Here is a 17,704-nt window from a genome sequence, read left to right on the forward strand (position 1 = left end):
TAACAATTATATGATTCGAGTTCTCAGTTCCTGTTTCATTGACTCTACATTAGATTCCTCTCATCCCTTATGTCAAGCCTAATTGAGATGCTCTTACCCTGATATTTATACCCAAACTATTTGCATATTTAAAATAAACCCTGGTAAAATATCTTCACCGGATAATTCTGGAGGAAATTCTGATATTTCCACTGGTTTACCAAGACGATAAATTTGAACTTGATGCATTTTTCGATTAATTAACCAACCAGATTTAACTTCGTAATATAGAAAAGCTGTATTAATTATTTCATCATTATTATAAATCCAATATGGAAGAACTAAATTTAATCTCAGATGCAGCTAATATCCGAGAGATATATATTGAACAACCATTTCCAAAAAGTAACATTGCTATTGCCGAGGTGCGATTAGAAGATGGTAAAGCTTTTGGAATGGGTGCAACATCTAGAGCCAAGAGTCCAGCACCTAAACCAGAACCTAAGTCAAATGGTGGACAATTTGAACCTACTGTAGATTCTCGTTTACAACGTACTACCCCTATGGATACTGATGCGGAATATAAGGTTTTGTCAGCTATTGCAGAAACTTTAGAATTTATCTACAATAAGGATAATAACCGCGTTAGAGGGCAACTGTATCTTTACACAGAAAGAAAACCCTGTGAAAGTTGTCAAAGTGTTATCAATCAGTTTGAGCAAAAATTTCCTGAAATAAAAATAACTATCTCCTGGACACATCCTTATCCGTAGCAATTAACTATGACATTCATATCATGTGAAGTTGAAAAATATTCTCTCATTTTATCTCCTGAAATTCCTAATTCTTTACGTTTAGTCATAGAGAGAATTCAAGGATATTCTTATGCAGAATTATATGAAGAAAAAGATATTCAGGGAATAAGTTTAGAAGATTCTTTAATCACAGTATTTGATGCAATAGAAAAAGAGAAAAATAGTTTAGATATAAGTTATTGCTATTTCTTTATGGCTATAGTTATGGGAATTGCTGTGCAACCAACCATTAAAACTTATTTACGTCGTGAGACAATCACTGGTAATATATTCCAGTATCTTTTTCAAAATTGGATATATCCTCAAGATAATTATCAGCCAAATTTAAACGTTTCATTTCGGGATTATCAGAATTATTGGGGACAATATCAGGCTCTGGATGAAGCTGTTGATGTTTTTGAGAATATGCTGCAAGTGCTGGAGTCTGTTAAACCCAGAGAAGCCATATTAAATATTTTGGATGATTGCTTCCAGGGTTATGCTATTTTTCCAGGATCACAAGGTAGACGGGAACTTTTTGATTGGTGGTTATTAGATGTTGTTCCATCTGTTTTTTGTGGACGTTTACCTAAAAATATTCATACTTTAAAGGGAGTTGATAAAATGACTAAACATATTTCTAAAATACGAAACTATTTTTGGAAAGTAGTCGAGAATAATCAGTCTCAAGTAAATATAGATTTGGAAAAACAAAATTTATTATTGAGTTTTCTAGCTAGATAGTTTTAGTTAATTTCTAAAAGAAAAAGTAATATCTATCCCCAAATAATTTGCATATTTAAAATAAACCCTGGTAAAACATCTTCCCCGGATAATTCTTGGGGAAAGTCTAATATTTCCACTGGTTTACCAAGACGATAAATTTCAACTTGACACATTTTACGATTAATTAACCAACCTAATTTAACTCCGTTATTTATATATTCTTGCATTTTGGTTTGCGTTTCCTGCAAACTATCGCTAGGTGACATTAATTCTAAAACAAAATCTGGGGCAATTGGTGAAAACTTTTCCTGTTCTTCTGGTGTAAGTGCATCCCATCTTTCTTTTTTTATCCAAGCAACATCAGGAGAACGATTTGCACCATTGGGAAGTTTAAAACAAGTGGAAGAATCGAAACAAACACCTAATTTAGTTTGACGATTCCAAAACACAAAATCTGCTGCAACTTCCACATTACGTTTTCCTGTTCCTCCTCCTGTTGGTGACATGATCAATATTTCTCCTTTTGCATTACGTTCAAATTTTACTTCAGGATTTTCCTGACAGAGTTGATAAAATTGGTTGTCGCTAAGTTGGATAATAGGGTTTAAGTTGATGGTGATAGCTGTCATGATGAATCTCCTTGAGGATGATATCAACCTTAACTAAATTATAAAGTAAGTCGCAATTTTTGTCATCACATATTAAGTTAATTAGATAATCCCAATTTGATTTTTAATATAGCCAAATCCAGCATCAAAATTAAATAATATTCGGCAACTATATCTATCTAAAGCTTCTTGAATATCTGGATTATCGAAATCTTTAGAGTTTCTATTAATAAAGCAACGTTGTCGTTCACTTGACTTATTCAAATGTTCAATAACCGAAGCGTAAACAATAGCATCTTGGGGTGTAAATTCAAGCTCGGACTGATATCCTATAGCTGCGGTTAGTATCTCCACTGTTAAAGGGATGACTTTGCTAACCACTAATAATTTCTCTACAACTATTTGGAATCTTTGCTTTTCTTCTTTGCCACTATTTACCAAAAACTCAGTAATCTCTTGATAAGTATGCACCTGCTGTTGGTAAGGTAGAGAACGTCCAAGCTGAGAAAGCTCTCTATGCAAATCTTGTGATAAATTCCGGCGGTTTTTTTCCCTACGAATCAGCGTTTCATAAGGTTCTGTAAGACTAAATGCGGGTAAAATCAAATTTATTCGTCCTGCTTCTGCCAAGTCTAGCAGTTTTTGACAACTTTCCTGTTGCTCCTGAAGCAGCGCTAGTTCTAAGACAAAATTAGTTTCTACATAAACATTCATTGTAATTAAACCAGTTCCTCCAATTTTAGGTGTCCGTGGTGAATAGCATCAAATAGACCTGAACTCACTAACCAATCCATATTTGGAGGGAGTAAATCAACAGATGGTATTGTTAATATTTGATGAAGCCAAGCAGAAACTATCAACTCAAAACCTTCACTACTAATTTCATAATTTGGAATATATGCTTTAGGGTAATAAGGCTTAAGAAAAGGTTCAGGGTTAATTTCATAATCTGGCTCTATCAAATCAGTAGATAAGCCTATGTTTTTCCACAAATAAAATTTATCTGGAAGTGCTAATAGAAAAAAAGGTGCTTCTGGAAGTAAACCATGAGCATACATATTGCGTCGCATTTTAGCAGCCCAAATTTTAGATGCACCACGTTTACGTTTAACTTCCACTAAAAGCTGTAAATGTCTATCTTTTCCGTGTACTGCCATATCAGCATAATACATCTATATCACCTCATAACTAAGGAATGACTAACCTATTCTGAAATTTCATTTTAACGCTTCCTTTAACAACTCCCGATGCAAAAAAGCGCCATTTATCAAAGATTGAATTTTCTCGGATGACAAAGAGTCACCCTGATGATAATAATCAATCCAAGTTTTACTAATTAAATTTACATCATCTGGTAAATCTTTTAAATCCCATCCAGGTATTTCTAAATCTTCCATTAAGCGATTTACTTTTGGGTCATAACTCAATGCAAAACAACGAGAACCTTCACTCGCTGCCATAATTAAACTATGTAGACGCATTCCTATGGACATTTCTACACCGCGAAACACGCCTTTTAAAATTTGTGGATCTTCCAAACAAATAATTTTACTAACGTCTTGTAATTGAGTTTGAATTTTTTCAGCAATTCCTAAATCTTCGCTTTTTTGAAATGGCAATAATAAAATAAAAGCTTGAGTAGATTTTTGCAAATTAACTATAGCTTGAGTTAAATTTGCTAACCGAGTTTCTGTAAGTTGAGGATGATTTCTTAAAGTAACTGCAATTCTGGGTTTTGGTAAATCGGCTAATTCCGGTACTGGCTTCGACTCTAACGCCCAAACCGGGTCAGGTGCAAGGATATGGGGTATACTCCAATCTGATAATAAACTAGAACTAGAGCGATCGCGCACACTCACTTTCGTACAACCTGCAAAATTGCTCTTGGCTAAAAATCGAGTTTGGGGACGCAACAGAGGACCTATACCCTGTCCCCAAGCCACAGTTTTCAAATTCATAACTTGAGCTAAAGCCATCAATCCGCCATAATAAAAAGGGCTAATAATGCTAGTCACATCTTGAATTAAACTCCCACCACCCCAAATAAAAGCATCACAAGAACGCAAAGCCTTGATTACCTGTAAAAACGCCATGCGGTTGTAACATTCCACACCATAACGCCGATGAGTTTCTTCAGGATTTCCAGAAAGCACCACAGGAGTGACATCAGATGGTAGCATTTGCAGAAGTGTAGCTAACAAAGCTTCATCACCACCATTACCCTTACCGTAATACCCAGACAATAAAACTCGCATTTTCCCCATTTTGAATTTTAGATTTTAAATTTTAGATTTTGGATTACCAATGTTTTTAAACTAGTTATCTACCACTAACAACCGACAACTGACTATTAATTATGCACGCACTTTCGATTCCTACCTGGATAATTCATATTTCTAGCGTCATTGAGTGGATAGCCGCAATTTGGCTAATTTGGATATATGGCGAACTGACAAAAAATCGTAGTTGGTGGGGATTATCTTTTGGTATGTTACCAGCTTTAATTAGTGCAATGTGTGCTTGCACTTGGCATTATTTCGACAATTCTGAATCTCTAGAATGGTTAGTCACACTGCAAGCTACCATGACATTAGTTGGTAATTTTACCTTGTGGGCAGCAGCTTATCTAATTTGGCGTTCCACCAAGTCTGCAAACTCAATTGAAGCACAATCTATCAAATCAGAACAATGATATCAAAAGAAACCCTCTTTGCCCTCTCTCTCTTTCCCTATTTGGGTTTCTTGTGGTTTATCAGCCGCAGTTCACAAATGCCACGTCTAGCCCTATATGGATTTTACGGCACATTGGTATTTGTCGCTGTCACCATTCCCGCCGGCATTTACGCCAAAGTTCATTATGGAGAACAGTTAGCTAATATAGACTGGTTACATGGTAGCGCAGAAGTCTTTTTAACTCTTTCTAACATCTTACTAGTCTTAGGTTTTCGCCAAGCCGTACAAGAATTAAAAAGCAAACATTAAGTACAGAAAAACTCTGTCTTTCTCCTTTGCGCCTCTGCGCCTCTGCGTGAGAAAAAAATTATTGTTTATCAGGAAAAAATAAATGGAAGTCATACCAGCAATTGATTTACTAGAAGGTCGCTGTGTGCGACTATATAAAGGAGACTACGAGCGATCGCAAGTATTTAGCGAAAATCCCGTTGAAGTTGCGAAAATGTGGGCAGACCAAGGCGCAACCAGATTACATTTAGTTGATTTAGATGGCGCAAAAGCTGGTAAAGTCGTCAACCTAGCCGCAATTGAAGCCATTAGAAATAATCTTGACATACCCATTGAAGTTGGTGGAGGTTTGCGCGATCGCTCCAGTGTGCAACAATTATTTAATCTGGGTGTAAATTGGGCAATTCTCGGAACTGTCGCAGTCGAACAACCGCAGCTAGTCCAAGAACTTTGTCAAGAATTTCCCGAACAAATTATCATTGGTATAGATGCCCGTAACGGCTTAGTTGCAACTCGTGGTTGGTTAGAAACCTCAGCAGTATTAGCCACCCAACTAGCCACACAAATGCAAGAATTAGGTGCAGCAGCCATAATTTACACCGATATTAACCGTGACGGGACGTTAGAGGGGCCAAATTTAGACGCATTACGAGAACTCGCAGCGGCAATTTCCATACCCGTAATTGCTTCTGGTGGTGTGAGTTCCGTCACCGATTTGTTAAGTTTATTAGCTTTAGAACCCCAAGGTGTAACAGGTGTGATAGTGGGGAAAGCCTTGTATACCGGCGATATTATTCTCCAAGAAGGATTAAAAGCTATTGGACCAGGAAGACTTCAAGATATTCCTCCCAATTTCGACTTTTCTAACTTCGCTTAATAAGTCTCTCCCTAAAGCTGCACCAATTTCTGGAATCATTGAAATTCTTGGTGTAGCTAAAATCATCACCGATTATACAGTTAACTTTTTATGTCTGATAAAAACGGCAATTCTAACCAAAATTCCAACCAAAACCAGACAAACAAAAACACAAAAAATAAAAGAAAACAACCACCTCCAGGATTAGGAAAACCAAAAACAGAATAATTGCACAATTCAGAAGTTCGTAGGGGTAAAGCGCAGTGCTAAACCCCTTTTTTAATAGGGGTTGCTGAAAAAATGCAAAACGCAGATAAATCAAAAGTTTGAGGCTGATAAATAGGAAAAAGTGCAAGGGTTTTGAAGGATATACGTGAAAAAGTGTGCATTTTTTGGTATTTCGAGAGATGGGAAAGGAATTTTCAAACCTCCTCCTGACTCCTGACTCCTGACTCCTGACTCCTATCCCATCATGGAAAGACTTTCTCAGCAACCCCTAATTAAGTTATTTATTTTTAACTTGACTTTTTGCTTGTTCTAAAGCTATTTCTTTAATAGCCTGATAGGAATTTACATTTGCAGTTCCTTCAATTGCTTTAACTGCTAAATCCTGAACTTGTTTGAGTGCAGATTCCAGTTGTCTAGAAAGGTTCTCAAGTCGCGTTTGCTGATTAGTAATTGTCAGTTCTAGAGATTGCAATCTTTGTTCATAAAACCGCTTTTGTCCTTCCACTTCTTTTCCATATAAATCTGCTTTCACTTTAGCCTGATAACCAGCAATACCTTTACCTTCTTCTGTAGCTTTTTTAATCGCAGCTTCTTTTTCTTTCGGGAACACCTCTACCTTAGTTTTCAACTCCTCAAATTGTTTTTCTCGTTCAGAAATTGCTTTTTCCCGTTCAGCCCACTGTTTATCTGTTTCTTGTTGCAGTTCTTCTAGTTGTTTAGATAAAATTTTCTGTTGTTGTTCATATTCATCATTTCCTAGTTTACGCTGAAGTTCTAAATTATATTTATACTCGGCTGCGTCCCTTTGTCTAGTTCTGTTAAGATTTTCATTGCGTTCTTTAATTATCCGTTGATGTTCTTCCTGTTCTTTTGTCCAAGTATTTTTAAGTTCTAATATTTCTTGAGATAAGACTTCATAGCGTTGACTATACTCTTCATGATAAGCCTTTTCATTATTATCATAAGATGCAATAAGAGTATCTAAAATATTTTCAGATACCTCTAAGTTATGCAGTTGGGCTAATTGTTGAATTTCATTTTCTACAGATTCACCAATTTCTGCTAACTTGGAAGCTTTCGTACTTAGCTGTTCTGACAATTCATTTGCAGCACTACCAAAACCTAGCTGGATTTTGGATAAGCTTTCAATAGTATTATTCATCTTTTGTTGAATGCTAGTAGTTGGAGTCATAGCGATTTTAAGTTCTGTTTTGGCTTCTGCTTTGGGTTTTTCTTGAGAAACAGATTGAGTTACCTTTTGCGCTTGTTCAAGTTGAGATTTTAGGGCTGCTTGTTCTTTTGCTAATTCTTCATAAGCCTGAAGAATTTCCGCTTTCGTATTTTTATCGTTCGGTTTTTTAGTTACCATGAGAAATTTCCTAAAATTCAAAATTCATCTATTTCAAAAAAGAATTAAATCTCTTTCACAGACTTAATTTATATCTCTGCAACTTTTATTCACACTTTATTATTACTTACGCAAGATGTAACTGAAAACCTGATTCTTGCGTAGTAGTGGTAATTCATGAATTACCACTACGTTCATTCGGTTTTGCGTCAGTCCTGTTTATTTACTATTAGAAGTATCAAAAGCCCTCATTGCCAAATCTTGTGCTTGTTTTAGTGCAGTTTGTAATTGAGTAGCAATACCTTCAATTTGCTCAGTTTGTTTAGTAATTGTTTCTTCCAGAGATTGAATTTTAAATTCATAACTCTGTTTGGTAGATTCCCATTCTTTTTCAAATAAATCAGCCTCAATTTTTGCTTTTTGGCTGGTGTCTTTAATAGCCTCTTCCCTAGCTTTCTTAATTGCTTCTTCTAGTTCGGTGGGAAATGTAGCTACTTTTTGCTGGTATTCAGTTAATAGAGGTTGACGTTCGGTAAGAATTTTTTCCCGTTCCGACCAGTCTTTATCTTTCTGTTGTGTAATTTCTTGAATTTGTAATTCTAATTTGCGTTTTCTCGCTTCATATGCATCTGTATTGAGTTTGCGAGTTGTTTCTAATTTATATTGAAATTCCTCTTCTTCCTGCTGGCGTTCTTTCCCTAATAATTCATTGTAAGTTTGCAGTTTTTCTTCAAATTCTGTTTGCTCTTTTTGCCATTCTTTCCGCCTCAGAGCAACTTCTTTTTCTAATTCTTCTCGTTTATTCGTTGTATCTTGTTCTAAAACTTTTAATTTTTCTTGATGTTCTTGTGTGAAAATATCTAGAGTATCTGCTACAATTCTAATTTGCTGTAGCTCTTGTAGGCGTTGCATTTCAATTTCTATTGCTTGATTGAGTTCATCTAATTTAGAGTTTTCTCTGGCTAATTTTTCAGCTAGTGCATTGACTATACTGCCAAATTCTAACTGCAAATCTGCTAAACCTTTAACAATACTATCAACTGTGTAGGTAGAAGCTGCTGTTAGAATTTCTTGGTTTTTGGCTTTTTCTGCTTCTTCTTGTTTAGTGGCTATTTTGGATTCTAGTTTTTTTCTTTCAACACGAATCTGTTGAAATGCTTGCACAAGTTGTTGTTTGCTGTCTTTAATTGCACCTGTAGTCATCTTTCAACTCCCTGGAATCGGTAATGATTAATTGAGTAGTATAAACGGCTAAAATTTGAACTTCTATAAAATTGCGAAAAAACCCTGATGTGTAAAGGTTTCGCATTGCGCTTTACCCCTACCTATAAAATCACATGATTAAGCCATATCGAAATATAACCTATGCAGACATAAGGTTAGCTTTTAGGCGATCGCTTGGATTACAGTATAAATACTGAATCAAGAGAATATATACACACCTTGTAGTCAAGATTTGTTAAGTTCAAATTTCTTTGGTGAAACTAGTATAGTATTTATGTACTAATAAATTTTAGTCAAGCAATTTGCTCTTGTCAAGAAGGAATCCAAATTATTTAAAATAATATACAAAGTCGCCAAAAATACTTGGACGCAGGTAGTCAATGTGATTTATAATATATTCGGTTTGTTATATACAATACAATTTACCAAAAATAAATCCACAGTCAAAGAATTATCGATACAAGCATAATCTCAACATATTTTGTTATCAATGTATACCAGCGAATTAACTAAGTATTCTGCCAAAGCGGATATCGGACAAACCAGCCGCATTCTAGTAGTGGAAGATGAAGAACTGATCCGGGAAATGTTAGTAGTGGCCTTGGAAGAAGAAGGTTATGGGGTAATTGCTGCTGCTGATGGACGATCAGCCATAGAATACCTCAAAAGCTGCGAATCTAATTCTGGAGACTTGCCTTTTGATTTGGTACTTTTAGACTTAATGCTGCCGCAAATTAATGGACTGGATATCTGCCGTCTGTTACGTCATCAAGGCAACTCAGTACCGATTTTAATGCTGAGTGCTAAGGGTAGCGAAACTGACCGTGTGCTGGGTTTAGAAGTAGGCGCAGATGACTACCTAACTAAACCATTTAGTATGCGAGAATTAGTAGCAAGGTGTCGCGCCCTCATCCGTCGTCAACGTTTAAGTATTGTGCCGCAAGTCCCAATCCTCAAGTATAAAGATGTTAGCCTCAATCCTCAAGAGTGTCGTGTACTGGTACGCGGACAAGAGGTAAATCTTTCGCCTAAAGAATTTCGCTTGCTGGAATTATTTATGAGTTATACCCGACGGGTATGGTCACGAGAACAATTGCTAGATCAGGTTTGGGGTCCCGATTTTGTTGGAGATAGCAAAACTGTGGATGTTCATATCCGGTGGTTACGAGAAAAATTGGAGCAAGACCCCAGCCATCCAGAATATATTGTGACTGTGAGAGGTTTTGGCTATAGATTTGGCTAATTGTTGGCGATAGTTGTTAGTTTTTAATAATTACACCGCAACTAACGACTCAAATGCTCTTATTGGGATTTTTTCTGGGTTTAGCAGTCGGACTGGGATTTTGGCTTTGGCAACAGGTTCAACTAAACGGCTATTTGGAGGGAGTACTCCAACCTTTAACCTCCCATTCTCATAAAACAGAGTTACCATTGCTTGGTCGCTTAAGGCAAGAAATGTCAATGGTGAAGCGTCAGCAGCAGGATTTGCAACTTTCTTTGCAAACCTACAAAGAATTGCTAGATTTTGCACCTTTGGGATATTTGCAAGTAGATGAAGAAAATCAGTTGCTATGGTGCAATCAGCAAGCGCGGGAAATGTTGCATCTGCAAAGGTGGCAAGCCGGACAGGTACGTTTGTTGTTAGAGTTGGTAAGGTCTTATGAACTTGATCAGTTAATTGAGCAAACTCGTGATTGGCAAAAACCTCAAGTGAGAGAGTGGGTTTTTCATCCCTCTCGTGAAAATGCTACAGCCATGTCAGAGTTAAAATCTTTAGCTTTACAGGCATCCAGCTTGCCTTTACCCAAGGGACAAGTGGGAGTATTCTTAGAAAATCATCAGCCGTTGCTAGATATGAATCAGCAGCGCGATCGCTCTTTTTCTGATTTAGCTCATGAACTCAGAACTCCTCTCACTTCCATTCGTCTGGTGGCAGAAACCCTTCAATCCCGCTTAGAACCGCCCTTTGACCGTTGGGTTAACCGCTTGATGCAGGAAGTTGACCGGCTGATTAATTTGGTGCAAAGCTGGCTGGAACTGACGCAAATGGAGACTAACTCAACCATGCAATTGCAACTGGAAACAGTGGAAGTGCGATCGCTGATTGCATCGGTATGGGAAACCCTCGAACCACTAGCCAAGCTTAATTCCCTAAATATGACTTATTGTGGTTCCGAAAATATCTGCATTAAGGCAGATAAATCGCGGATGTATCAGGTATTTGTCAATCTATTGGATAACAGCATCAAATACAGCCCTCCTTCCACAACTATTCATATTGAAGCTAAATTTATAACAGCAAAAGAATTTTTTCCAGGCGATCGCCATTCTCAAATTCTGGAAATTAATATCATTGACTCCGGTGTTGGTTTTTCCCCTGAAGATCTACACCACGTATTTGAGCGTTTCTATCGAGGGGATAAAGCCAGATATCGCTCCCCAGTGTCAGAAGGTAGTTCAACAACCGCTATTACTGGTAGTGGCTTAGGTTTAGCGATCGTCCGGCAAATGATTCTAGCTCATGGCGGTGACATTAAGGCTATGAATCATCCAGAAACAGGTGGAGCCTGGATGCAAATCCAACTCCCTGGAGTCGTGGCAAACTCATCCCGACAAGACTATAGTTAAAAAAATATCTTCTATTTTGAGATTACAAGTGTGAAAGCTGTTGTTCATAATCCCAATTCTGAAAAAGCACAGCCAGATCGCGCTATCAGGCGATTAGAGCGTGATGTGTTGCGTATGGGAGCTTTGGTGGAACAATCATTCCGTCTCAGTCACCAAGCATTATTTGCCCGCGATTTAACAGCGGCCGAAGAACTTCCCCGATTAGATAAAAAAATTGATCGCTTTTATAGACAAATAGAATCTGACTGTACATCGATTATGATATCCCAAGCACCTACGGCGCAAGACTTGCGTTGTTTAAGTGCTTTTATGCAGTTAGTAAGAGACTTAGAACGGATCGGCGATTACGCCAAAGATTTAGCCAAGATAGCAATCAAAATTTTTCCTTATCCGCCTCATGCTTCTTTACCAGAAATTGCCCTCATGTCCTACCATGCCCAGGCAATGTTAGCAACTAGCCTAGTAGCTTTGGCGGATTTAGATGAAGTTAGTGGGCTACGGATCAAATACTTAGATGATACTGTCGATAATGCCTACGACAAATTGTATCAAATTTTAGCATACCAGCGAGATGTCCCAGGGATAATTGAGCCAATTCTACTCTTAACATTAGCAATTCGTTGCCTAGAGCGTATGGCAGATCATGCTACTAATATTGGTCAACGAGTGGCTTATATCGTCACTGGTCAACGCCATTAACAGTTATCAGTGAAAAGTTATTCAGTGATCAATTATCAGTCTGTTCACTGAATTTAATTTTTTACTGTTGACTACTTTTTCCCATTTATAACCAACGTATTAATAATAACATATAATTCAAACTAATAAGTTAACCAACATACATTTCACTAAAAGCTTACCTGTTCTTAAACTTTCACCATTAAAGTATCGAAAGATAGCTTACATCAGTTAATTATGTTCCCTAATAATTGATTATTAGGATACGTAAGTATTCAGGATAGAGAATACTCTAAGTCAGGACAATAAAGGCTTTTTGAGTCAAATTTAATGATTTTGATAAAATCTTGCTTTTCTCTATTCTTCATTTCATAAGCATTCTGACTCCTGAACGGCAGTTGCTTTATGCCGGGGAACCCGTCCACCGCACTGCCTCCTCCTGACTCCTGACTCACTCCTGAATTCTTACTAGGATACTTCATTTCAATTTATTATTTATCTAACATTAAAATGACGTATTCTACTACAAATCACACCCTAAAATCCACTGTAAACAAGCAGTTAACCCAACATTTATTCACTCGTCGAGCAGTGATTCCAGTCCGCAAGGATGTACTATGGCGTATTGAGCGAGGAATAGTTCGTACCTTAACCTGGAGTGAAGATGGAACATCAATTACCTTGGGTTATTGGGGCTTAGGTGATATTGTTGGCTATCCTTTATCGACAGTTAATCCCTATCAAATAGAATGCTTAACAAGTGTGGAAGCAACCATTCTTCCTCCTCATCTTTGGCATGAAGATATCAATGCTTTATTATGCCATATCCAGCAAGCCGAAGAACTTTTAAGCATATTACATCGCAAACCAACATCACTAAAACTATGGCAATTTTTGGTCTGGTTAAGTGAAAAATTTGGCCGAGATTTAGAACAGGGGAAATTAATTGATTTGAATGTTACTCATCAGGATATCTCGGAGGTTCTCAACACAACGCGAGTCACAGTAACACGTCTGTTGCAGAAATTTGAAGAAGAAGGAAAGATATTACGTCATAAACGTAGTATTGTGCTGAATTTACCTACTCAATTAACCAAGCATTGAGTATTAAAGGTTAGCAGAGGGGGTTGTGCTAATTATGAATGATATTGTATAGTAGTTACATAGAATTTATGTGTAAATTCTCTGAATAAAACAGAGACTTTATCATAATTGGCAGTTTGTTTAGGTGTGAGAGAGATTAAAAACATGACAAAACTATTTTGGAATGTTCTAAAGGTTAGTCCAGTTATTGCAGCCACTTTCCTGTCCGCTAACAGCGCTTTGGCTGCGGAAGTTAACGAACAAGCAACAAGCGTTGCTCAGTTATCCAAAGAAGCTAACAACATTGGTCAGGTAACATCTGTTTCTCAATTTTCCGACGTGCAACCCACAGACTGGGCGTTCCAAGCTTTACAGTCTTTAGTTGAACGCTACGGTTGTATTGCCGGTTATCCCAACGGTACATACCGTGGTAATCGTGCCTTGACTCGGTATGAATTTGCAGCTGGTTTGAATGCCTGCTTAGACCGGGTTAATGAACTGATTGCTACAGCAACAGCTGACATAGTAAACAAGCAAGACTTGGCTACCTTACAGCGTTTGCAAGAAGAATTTTCTGCTGAATTAGCAACTCTGCGTGGTCGCGTAGACGCACTAGAAGCTCGTACTAGTGAATTAGAAGCTAATCAATTCTCCACCACCACCAAGTTGTCTGGGGAAGCAATTTTCAGCGTGTCTCAAGCTTTTGGGGATGAAAGAGTTGGCGGTAGTAGCTTAGAGTCTAATACGACTTTTTCAAACCGGGTGCGGTTGACCTTAAACAGTAGCTTCACAGGAACAGACCAATTGCAAACCCGGCTGAATGCAGGGAATATTGTCCAAAATAGTTCAGTAACAGGCACTAACATGACCCGCCTGGGCTACGACGGCAATAGCAATAACAGTGTTAGTATCGACAAACTCAACTACGCTTTCAACTTCGGTGAAAGAATCCGCGTCAAGATTGACGCTGTAGGTGGTGAGTTGAATGAGAACGTCAACGTCTTCAACCCCGATTTTAGAAGCAGTGGTTCAGGCGCGCTCTCTCGCTACGGACGGTTCAGCCCTATCTATCGCCAAGCTGGTGATGGTTCAGGTATAACTGTTAACGTCAATCCCAATGGACCTTTGACATTAAGTGCAGCTTATTTTGCAACAGGCAGAAATAGTGCTGCTGATCCTGCTGATGGTAGAGGACTATTCGATGGTAGTAACACCATTTTCGGTCAGTTAGCTTTCAAGCCTAATCAAGCCTTGAATATCGGTCTGACTTATGCCCGCTCTTATCAAGCTGCTGCAGGAAATTTTTTCTATGGAACAGGAAGCGACTTAGCTAATGGTGTCGGCAGTAACGTCCGTACTGAATCCAATCACTACGGTGTACAAGCAAGCTTAAAACCTAGCGAGAAGATCACACTTGGCGGTTGGGTAGGCTTCAGCCAAATAGAAGCTAAAACAGCTGATGCCCCCCGTAACATTCAGGCAGGTGATAGCGCCGACGCGTTCTATTGGGCTGCAACTTTGGGTATCCAAGACTTCGGTAAAGAAGGTAACGTATTAGGTTTAATCTTTGGACAATCACCTAAAATCACTAGTAGTGATGTCAGAATTAATGGTGTAGAGCAGAAAGATCCTAATACTTCCTATCATGCAGAAGCTCTCTACAAGATGAAGTTTTCCGATAACATTCTCATTACACCCGGTTTGTTAGTGATCTTCAATCCTGAACATAACGATGCGAACAGTACCGAATACGTTGGTACTCTGCGTACCACCTTCACTTTCTAAGATTGTTTGAGCGCATAAAATTTGCATCTACACAAACTAAGGTAAAATTTGATTTTTCCTGTATAGATGTAGTTTTAATTTACTTATACAAATGTAGAGATGTTGAATAAAACGTCTCTACATTGTTGTTTTTAACCTCATTTTTGTTCAAACAAATTCCTTGGGGGGGTAGGGCGATCGCTACTCCAAGCCCACCAAGCACAACCACAATGACAATGGTAGAATTCTTGCCATTTGCGACGATGATCCGTTGTTGTTACGGGCGATCGCCTATTTAGCCAAACCTCTACAGCTTCTCGACTACTTGAGTGACATTTAGGACAGCAAAACTCATAGGCGTGAAATGCCTGATTTGTCCATTCTGGCGGAGTGGCAGCAAAAGCATCCATATGAATTATAAAAGTCTAACCTTAGTAGTAATTTAATATACCTATATTATAGGAATAATATTTGATTTTTGAAATATATGTAGGGTTTGCATTGCCCACCAAACCCTTGCTAAGAGGTTGTTTTAAAAGTTTCTGGCTGTGACTTTAAGCACTTATTGATCCCCCCTAACCCCCCTTTACAAGGGGGGAACTTGAATTAAAGTCCCCCTTAAAAAGGGGGATTTAGGGGGATCTAAAAGTTTTTGATACATAACTAAAGACTTTTCAAACATCCTCTAAGGTCGTCAATGCCAGCCCTACACTATTTAATATTTTTCAGGAATCATTTAGGAGTCCTAATATTTATTAGATTTCGTTCATAAAACTATATGTAAATATTAATGTGAAATTGTTAAGAAATAATGCACAATAGTTCTCAAGAGGTCAAGCAACCCAGAGTGATGCAAACCTCCCACTAGTTAACAGCTGATTGAGTTAATAAATTGTGGTGACAATATGACATTCACTTCTGATTCAGCTTCAACCCGCTTTTCTAAGGCTTTTAACTACGGCATCCAGAGTGATGCTGTGGCTTCAACCACTGCTGTATTCAAAGCCCTCAGCGTGGATGATCAACTAGCTGTACTTTGGTATGCATACACAGAGATGGGTCGTTCCATCACCCCAGCCGCTACAGGTGCTGCACGTTTGCAACTAGCCGAAGGTCTTTTGAATCAAATTCAACAGATGTCTCATGCAGAGCAGTTAGAAGTAATGCGGGACTTGGCTGCTCAACGAAATTCACAAGTTTCTCGTGCTTACGGTATTTTCAGTGTCAATACAAAGTTAGCTTTCTGGTACGAGCTATCAGAATTAATGGTGAAAGGATTGGTTATTCCTGTACCAGCAGGTTATCAAATCTCTCGTGATGGCGCACAAGTGTTAGAAACACTCAAGGAATTAGATTTTGGTCAACAAATCACAGTACTGCGAAAAGTAGTTGCTGACATGGGTGTTGATCCTCTAGCTGACTAAGCAAGTTTAAAAAATTCGTAATTTGCGGATTTAATTATCCCTTTTCCATACCTAATTTTGTTTTTTGTAGGGGTCTAAATCAACACCTGTAAGCCTTAAGTCTCTGATCAGGTGTGACTTTCTGAAATTACGAATTATTTTGATATCCTCCCAACCTCAATGTTTGAATAAATAGTTCTCAGATACGGCTCTGGGGACTATTCTTTATTAAAAATCCCAAATCCCCAATCCCATAAAACGGTTATGACATCTGCTGAATTTTCGCTGTCAACAGAATTTAAGATTGAAGGAATTACAGAAACCAGTATCCTGCGTTATTTTTCTACGTTAAACGCTGGAGATTTTACAGCTACTGCTGCGTTATTTGCTGAAAATGGTGTGATGCACCCACCCTTTGAGTCGGGTATTGTGGGAAGAGATGCGATCGCTGCATACTTACAACAAGAAGCCCAAGACATCAAAGCTGAACCCCGTCAAGGAATTACCGAAAACCTGCCAGATAACTATATCCAAATCCAAGTAACAGGAAAAGTACAAACTTCTTGGTGCGGTGTCAATGTTCTCTGGCTGTTTATCCTTAACCAACAAGGGAAAATTTTAGACACTCACATCAAACTTTTAGCCTCTAAGAAAGAGTTACTTTCTGTGCGTCCACCTGACAAAGAATATACAATTACTTCAGAAATCATTTAACCTTTAGTAGCAATAGTTTGCTCTAAAGAACGCAATAACAATCTTCTTCCTAGCTCAACATCTGATGGTGAACATTGCCAATCTGGATGTGCTGTCATTAACAGGCTATCTAAAGTTTCTTGATCAAAAAGATGCCATACAGGAGCATCATTAATTCTACTTTCTAGAGCAAAACAGTTAGGAGAAATGCAGCGAATCATACAACGGCTGGAAACTCTAGCCAAACTCATCATCTCCCCAGGTTGTAGAGAGCGAAATTTGCGGATCACTTCTTTAAACTCATCAAAAGAAGAGACTATTAACCCAGGAAGAGCCAATGTAACCTTCTTGTCTCCATTCACCGCAATCCAGTAATGACGACTGGGATCAATTCCTTGTAACCAGGGTGATTCATCATCAAGACGATAGCGAGGTGACAAACAAAATAAAGGTTGCATAGTATAAATTTGGTATTAATTTCAAGATTTCTATTACCCAAAAGGAATTTCCAGACTATGGAATTAGCCTTTGTATAGCCTTTAAATAAATTATTTGATAAATAACACTAATAAAGCAAATAAATTTAGCAAAAGTTATTATATTACTTAATAATTCTTAATCTATTTCTTAAATCTATACAAATAAATTGATCAGAAATTAATTGGATTAATCGATGAATTTTCAATATTGCACCCTATTTTAACAAAAGAGGGTAATCATACACCCTGGGT

General features: G+C 37.9%; 20 protein-coding genes and 1 pseudogene. 12 read left to right on the top strand and 9 right to left on the bottom strand.

Going from position 1 to position 17,704, the window contains the following annotated elements; all coding sequences use genetic code 11:
* Nucleotides 1-105: 105 nt before the first annotated feature.
* Nucleotides 106-258, bottom strand: a pseudogene (locus H6G59_RS27910) (Uma2 family endonuclease); the annotation flags it as partial.
* 53 nt (nt 259-311) lie between these two features.
* On the opposite strand from H6G59_RS27910, the gene H6G59_RS24815 reads away from it, so the two are divergent.
* Complete coding sequence (locus H6G59_RS24815) at nt 312-752, top strand: deaminase domain-containing protein (protein WP_190719996.1); 441 nt, start codon at nt 312-314, stop codon at nt 750-752.
* 9 nt (nt 753-761) lie between these two features.
* On the top strand, nt 762-1,517 hold the full coding sequence (locus H6G59_RS24820) for a hypothetical protein (protein ID WP_190719998.1): 756 nt from the start codon (nt 762-764) through the stop codon (nt 1,515-1,517).
* 32 nt (nt 1,518-1,549) lie between these two features.
* Here the strand turns inward: H6G59_RS24820 and H6G59_RS24825 are convergent, their stop codons facing one another.
* From H6G59_RS24825 to csaB, 4 genes are all read right to left on the bottom strand, one after another.
* Nucleotides 1,550-2,128, bottom strand: coding sequence for a Uma2 family endonuclease (locus tag H6G59_RS24825; protein ID WP_190720001.1), 579 nt, complete (start codon nt 2,126-2,128; stop codon nt 1,550-1,552).
* Between the two features lie 81 nt (nt 2,129-2,209).
* On the bottom strand, nt 2,210-2,821 hold the full coding sequence (locus H6G59_RS24830; RefSeq protein ID WP_190720004.1) for a PIN domain-containing protein: 612 nt from the start codon (nt 2,819-2,821) through the stop codon (nt 2,210-2,212).
* A 5-nt stretch (nt 2,822-2,826) separates the two neighbouring features.
* Nucleotides 2,827-3,279: a hypothetical protein gene (locus tag H6G59_RS24835; protein ID WP_190720008.1), complete on the bottom strand. Its 453-nt coding sequence runs from the start codon at nt 3,277-3,279 to the stop codon at nt 2,827-2,829.
* A 45-nt stretch (nt 3,280-3,324) separates the two neighbouring features.
* Entirely contained in the window at nt 3,325-4,371 is a 1,047-nt protein-coding gene (gene csaB / locus H6G59_RS24840) for a polysaccharide pyruvyl transferase CsaB (RefSeq protein WP_190720011.1), read from the bottom strand.
* 92 nt (nt 4,372-4,463) lie between these two features.
* Here csaB and H6G59_RS24845 point away from each other — a divergent pair, with 92 nt between their 5' ends.
* From H6G59_RS24845 to hisA, 3 genes are all read left to right on the top strand, one after another.
* Entirely contained in the window at nt 4,464-4,799 is a 336-nt protein-coding gene (locus H6G59_RS24845; protein WP_190720014.1) for a DUF2499 domain-containing protein, read from the top strand.
* On the top strand, nt 4,796-5,089 hold the full coding sequence (locus H6G59_RS24850; RefSeq protein ID WP_190720017.1) for a DUF3593 domain-containing protein: 294 nt from the start codon (nt 4,796-4,798) through the stop codon (nt 5,087-5,089). The genes H6G59_RS24845 and H6G59_RS24850 overlap by 4 nt, the downstream gene beginning before the upstream one ends.
* 82 nt (nt 5,090-5,171) lie before the next feature.
* Nucleotides 5,172-5,945 (top strand): 1-(5-phosphoribosyl)-5-[(5-phosphoribosylamino)methylideneamino]imidazole-4-carboxamide isomerase, encoded by a 774-nt coding sequence (hisA, locus tag H6G59_RS24855; RefSeq protein ID WP_190720020.1) that lies wholly within the window; start codon nt 5,172-5,174, stop codon nt 5,943-5,945.
* Between the two features lie 484 nt (nt 5,946-6,429).
* Here hisA and H6G59_RS24860 read toward each other — a convergent pair whose 3' ends face one another.
* Together H6G59_RS24860 and H6G59_RS24865 are read right to left on the bottom strand one after the other, a co-directional pair.
* Nucleotides 6,430-7,521 (bottom strand): coiled-coil domain-containing protein, encoded by a 1,092-nt coding sequence (locus H6G59_RS24860; protein WP_190720023.1) that lies wholly within the window; start codon nt 7,519-7,521, stop codon nt 6,430-6,432.
* Between the two features lie 198 nt (nt 7,522-7,719).
* Nucleotides 7,720-8,703 (bottom strand): coiled-coil domain-containing protein, encoded by a 984-nt coding sequence (locus H6G59_RS24865; protein ID WP_190720026.1) that lies wholly within the window; start codon nt 8,701-8,703, stop codon nt 7,720-7,722.
* A 511-nt stretch (nt 8,704-9,214) separates the two neighbouring features.
* On the opposite strand from H6G59_RS24865, the gene H6G59_RS24870 reads away from it, so the two are divergent.
* The 5 genes from H6G59_RS24870 (at nt 9,215) to H6G59_RS24890 (ending at nt 14,898) form a co-directional block, all read left to right on the top strand.
* The gene (locus H6G59_RS24870; RefSeq protein ID WP_190720029.1) at nt 9,215-9,967 is read left to right on the top strand and encodes a winged helix-turn-helix domain-containing protein; all 753 of its coding nucleotides are present in this window, start codon (nt 9,215-9,217) and stop codon (nt 9,965-9,967) included.
* A gap of 53 nt (nt 9,968-10,020) precedes the next feature.
* A complete protein-coding gene (locus H6G59_RS24875) occupies nt 10,021-11,352 on the top strand; it encodes a PAS domain-containing sensor histidine kinase (RefSeq protein WP_190720032.1) in 1,332 nt (443 codons plus the stop codon).
* 30 nt (nt 11,353-11,382) lie between these two features.
* A complete protein-coding gene (gene phoU / locus H6G59_RS24880; RefSeq protein ID WP_190720037.1) occupies nt 11,383-12,051 on the top strand; it encodes a phosphate signaling complex protein PhoU in 669 nt (222 codons plus the stop codon).
* A 489-nt stretch (nt 12,052-12,540) separates the two neighbouring features.
* Nucleotides 12,541-13,134 (top strand): Crp/Fnr family transcriptional regulator, encoded by a 594-nt coding sequence (locus H6G59_RS24885; RefSeq protein ID WP_190720041.1) that lies wholly within the window; start codon nt 12,541-12,543, stop codon nt 13,132-13,134.
* Between the two features lie 144 nt (nt 13,135-13,278).
* On the top strand, nt 13,279-14,898 hold the full coding sequence (locus tag H6G59_RS24890; protein WP_190720044.1) for an iron uptake porin: 1,620 nt from the start codon (nt 13,279-13,281) through the stop codon (nt 14,896-14,898).
* A gap of 137 nt (nt 14,899-15,035) precedes the next feature.
* On the opposite strand, the gene H6G59_RS24895 is transcribed toward H6G59_RS24890, so the two are convergent.
* Complete coding sequence (locus tag H6G59_RS24895; protein WP_190720047.1) at nt 15,036-15,287, bottom strand: hypothetical protein; 252 nt, start codon at nt 15,285-15,287, stop codon at nt 15,036-15,038.
* 495 nt (nt 15,288-15,782) lie between these two features.
* Here H6G59_RS24895 and H6G59_RS24900 point away from each other — a divergent pair, with 495 nt between their 5' ends.
* Nucleotides 15,783-16,301: an orange carotenoid protein N-terminal domain-containing protein gene (locus H6G59_RS24900; protein WP_190720050.1), complete on the top strand. Its 519-nt coding sequence runs from the start codon at nt 15,783-15,785 to the stop codon at nt 16,299-16,301.
* Between the two features lie 243 nt (nt 16,302-16,544).
* Nucleotides 16,545-16,994 carry a nuclear transport factor 2 family protein gene (locus H6G59_RS24905; protein ID WP_190720053.1) on the top strand — a complete coding sequence of 150 codons (450 nt, stop codon included), beginning with the start codon at nt 16,545-16,547 and terminating at the stop codon, nt 16,992-16,994.
* On the opposite strand, the gene H6G59_RS24910 is transcribed toward H6G59_RS24905, so the two are convergent.
* Nucleotides 16,991-17,431, bottom strand: coding sequence for a hypothetical protein (locus H6G59_RS24910; RefSeq protein WP_190720056.1), 441 nt, complete (start codon nt 17,429-17,431; stop codon nt 16,991-16,993). The two genes, H6G59_RS24905 and H6G59_RS24910, sit on opposite strands and share 4 nt — an antisense overlap.
* Between the last annotated feature and the right edge of the window lie 273 nt (nt 17,432-17,704).

It is taken from the genome of Anabaena lutea FACHB-196, from assembly GCF_014698305.1.
GTDB classification, from domain to species: Bacteria; Cyanobacteriota; Cyanobacteriia; order Cyanobacteriales; family Nostocaceae; genus Anabaena; species Anabaena lutea.

What these genes read in the sequence shown, in the direction of transcription:
- H6G59_RS24815 (WP_190719996.1), top strand. Translation starts at nt 312, where the DNA reads ATGGAAGAACTAAATTTAATCTCAGATGCAGCTAATATCCGAGAGATA.
- H6G59_RS24820 (WP_190719998.1), top strand. Translation starts at nt 762, where the DNA reads ATGACATTCATATCATGTGAAGTTGAAAAATATTCTCTCATTTTATCT.
- H6G59_RS24825 (WP_190720001.1), bottom strand. Translation starts at nt 2,128, where the DNA reads ATGACAGCTATCACCATCAACTTAAACCCTATTATCCAACTTAGCGAC.
- H6G59_RS24830 (WP_190720004.1), bottom strand. Translation starts at nt 2,821, where the DNA reads ATGAATGTTTATGTAGAAACTAATTTTGTCTTAGAACTAGCGCTGCTT.
- H6G59_RS24835 (WP_190720008.1), bottom strand. Translation starts at nt 3,279, where the DNA reads ATGTATTATGCTGATATGGCAGTACACGGAAAAGATAGACATTTACAG.
- csaB (WP_190720011.1), bottom strand. Translation starts at nt 4,371, where the DNA reads ATGGGGAAAATGCGAGTTTTATTGTCTGGGTATTACGGTAAGGGTAAT.
- H6G59_RS24845 (WP_190720014.1), top strand. Translation starts at nt 4,464, where the DNA reads ATGCACGCACTTTCGATTCCTACCTGGATAATTCATATTTCTAGCGTC.
- H6G59_RS24850 (WP_190720017.1), top strand. Translation starts at nt 4,796, where the DNA reads ATGATATCAAAAGAAACCCTCTTTGCCCTCTCTCTCTTTCCCTATTTG.
- hisA (WP_190720020.1), top strand. Translation starts at nt 5,172, where the DNA reads ATGGAAGTCATACCAGCAATTGATTTACTAGAAGGTCGCTGTGTGCGA.
- H6G59_RS24860 (WP_190720023.1), bottom strand. Translation starts at nt 7,521, where the DNA reads ATGGTAACTAAAAAACCGAACGATAAAAATACGAAAGCGGAAATTCTT.
- H6G59_RS24865 (WP_190720026.1), bottom strand. Translation starts at nt 8,703, where the DNA reads ATGACTACAGGTGCAATTAAAGACAGCAAACAACAACTTGTGCAAGCA.
- H6G59_RS24870 (WP_190720029.1), top strand. Translation starts at nt 9,215, where the DNA reads ATGTATACCAGCGAATTAACTAAGTATTCTGCCAAAGCGGATATCGGA.
- H6G59_RS24875 (WP_190720032.1), top strand. Translation starts at nt 10,021, where the DNA reads ATGCTCTTATTGGGATTTTTTCTGGGTTTAGCAGTCGGACTGGGATTT.
- H6G59_RS24885 (WP_190720041.1), top strand. Translation starts at nt 12,541, where the DNA reads ATGACGTATTCTACTACAAATCACACCCTAAAATCCACTGTAAACAAG.
- H6G59_RS24890 (WP_190720044.1), top strand. Translation starts at nt 13,279, where the DNA reads ATGACAAAACTATTTTGGAATGTTCTAAAGGTTAGTCCAGTTATTGCA.
- H6G59_RS24895 (WP_190720047.1), bottom strand. Translation starts at nt 15,287, where the DNA reads ATGGATGCTTTTGCTGCCACTCCGCCAGAATGGACAAATCAGGCATTT.
- H6G59_RS24900 (WP_190720050.1), top strand. Translation starts at nt 15,783, where the DNA reads ATGACATTCACTTCTGATTCAGCTTCAACCCGCTTTTCTAAGGCTTTT.
- H6G59_RS24905 (WP_190720053.1), top strand. Translation starts at nt 16,545, where the DNA reads ATGACATCTGCTGAATTTTCGCTGTCAACAGAATTTAAGATTGAAGGA.
- H6G59_RS24910 (WP_190720056.1), bottom strand. Translation starts at nt 17,431, where the DNA reads ATGCAACCTTTATTTTGTTTGTCACCTCGCTATCGTCTTGATGATGAA.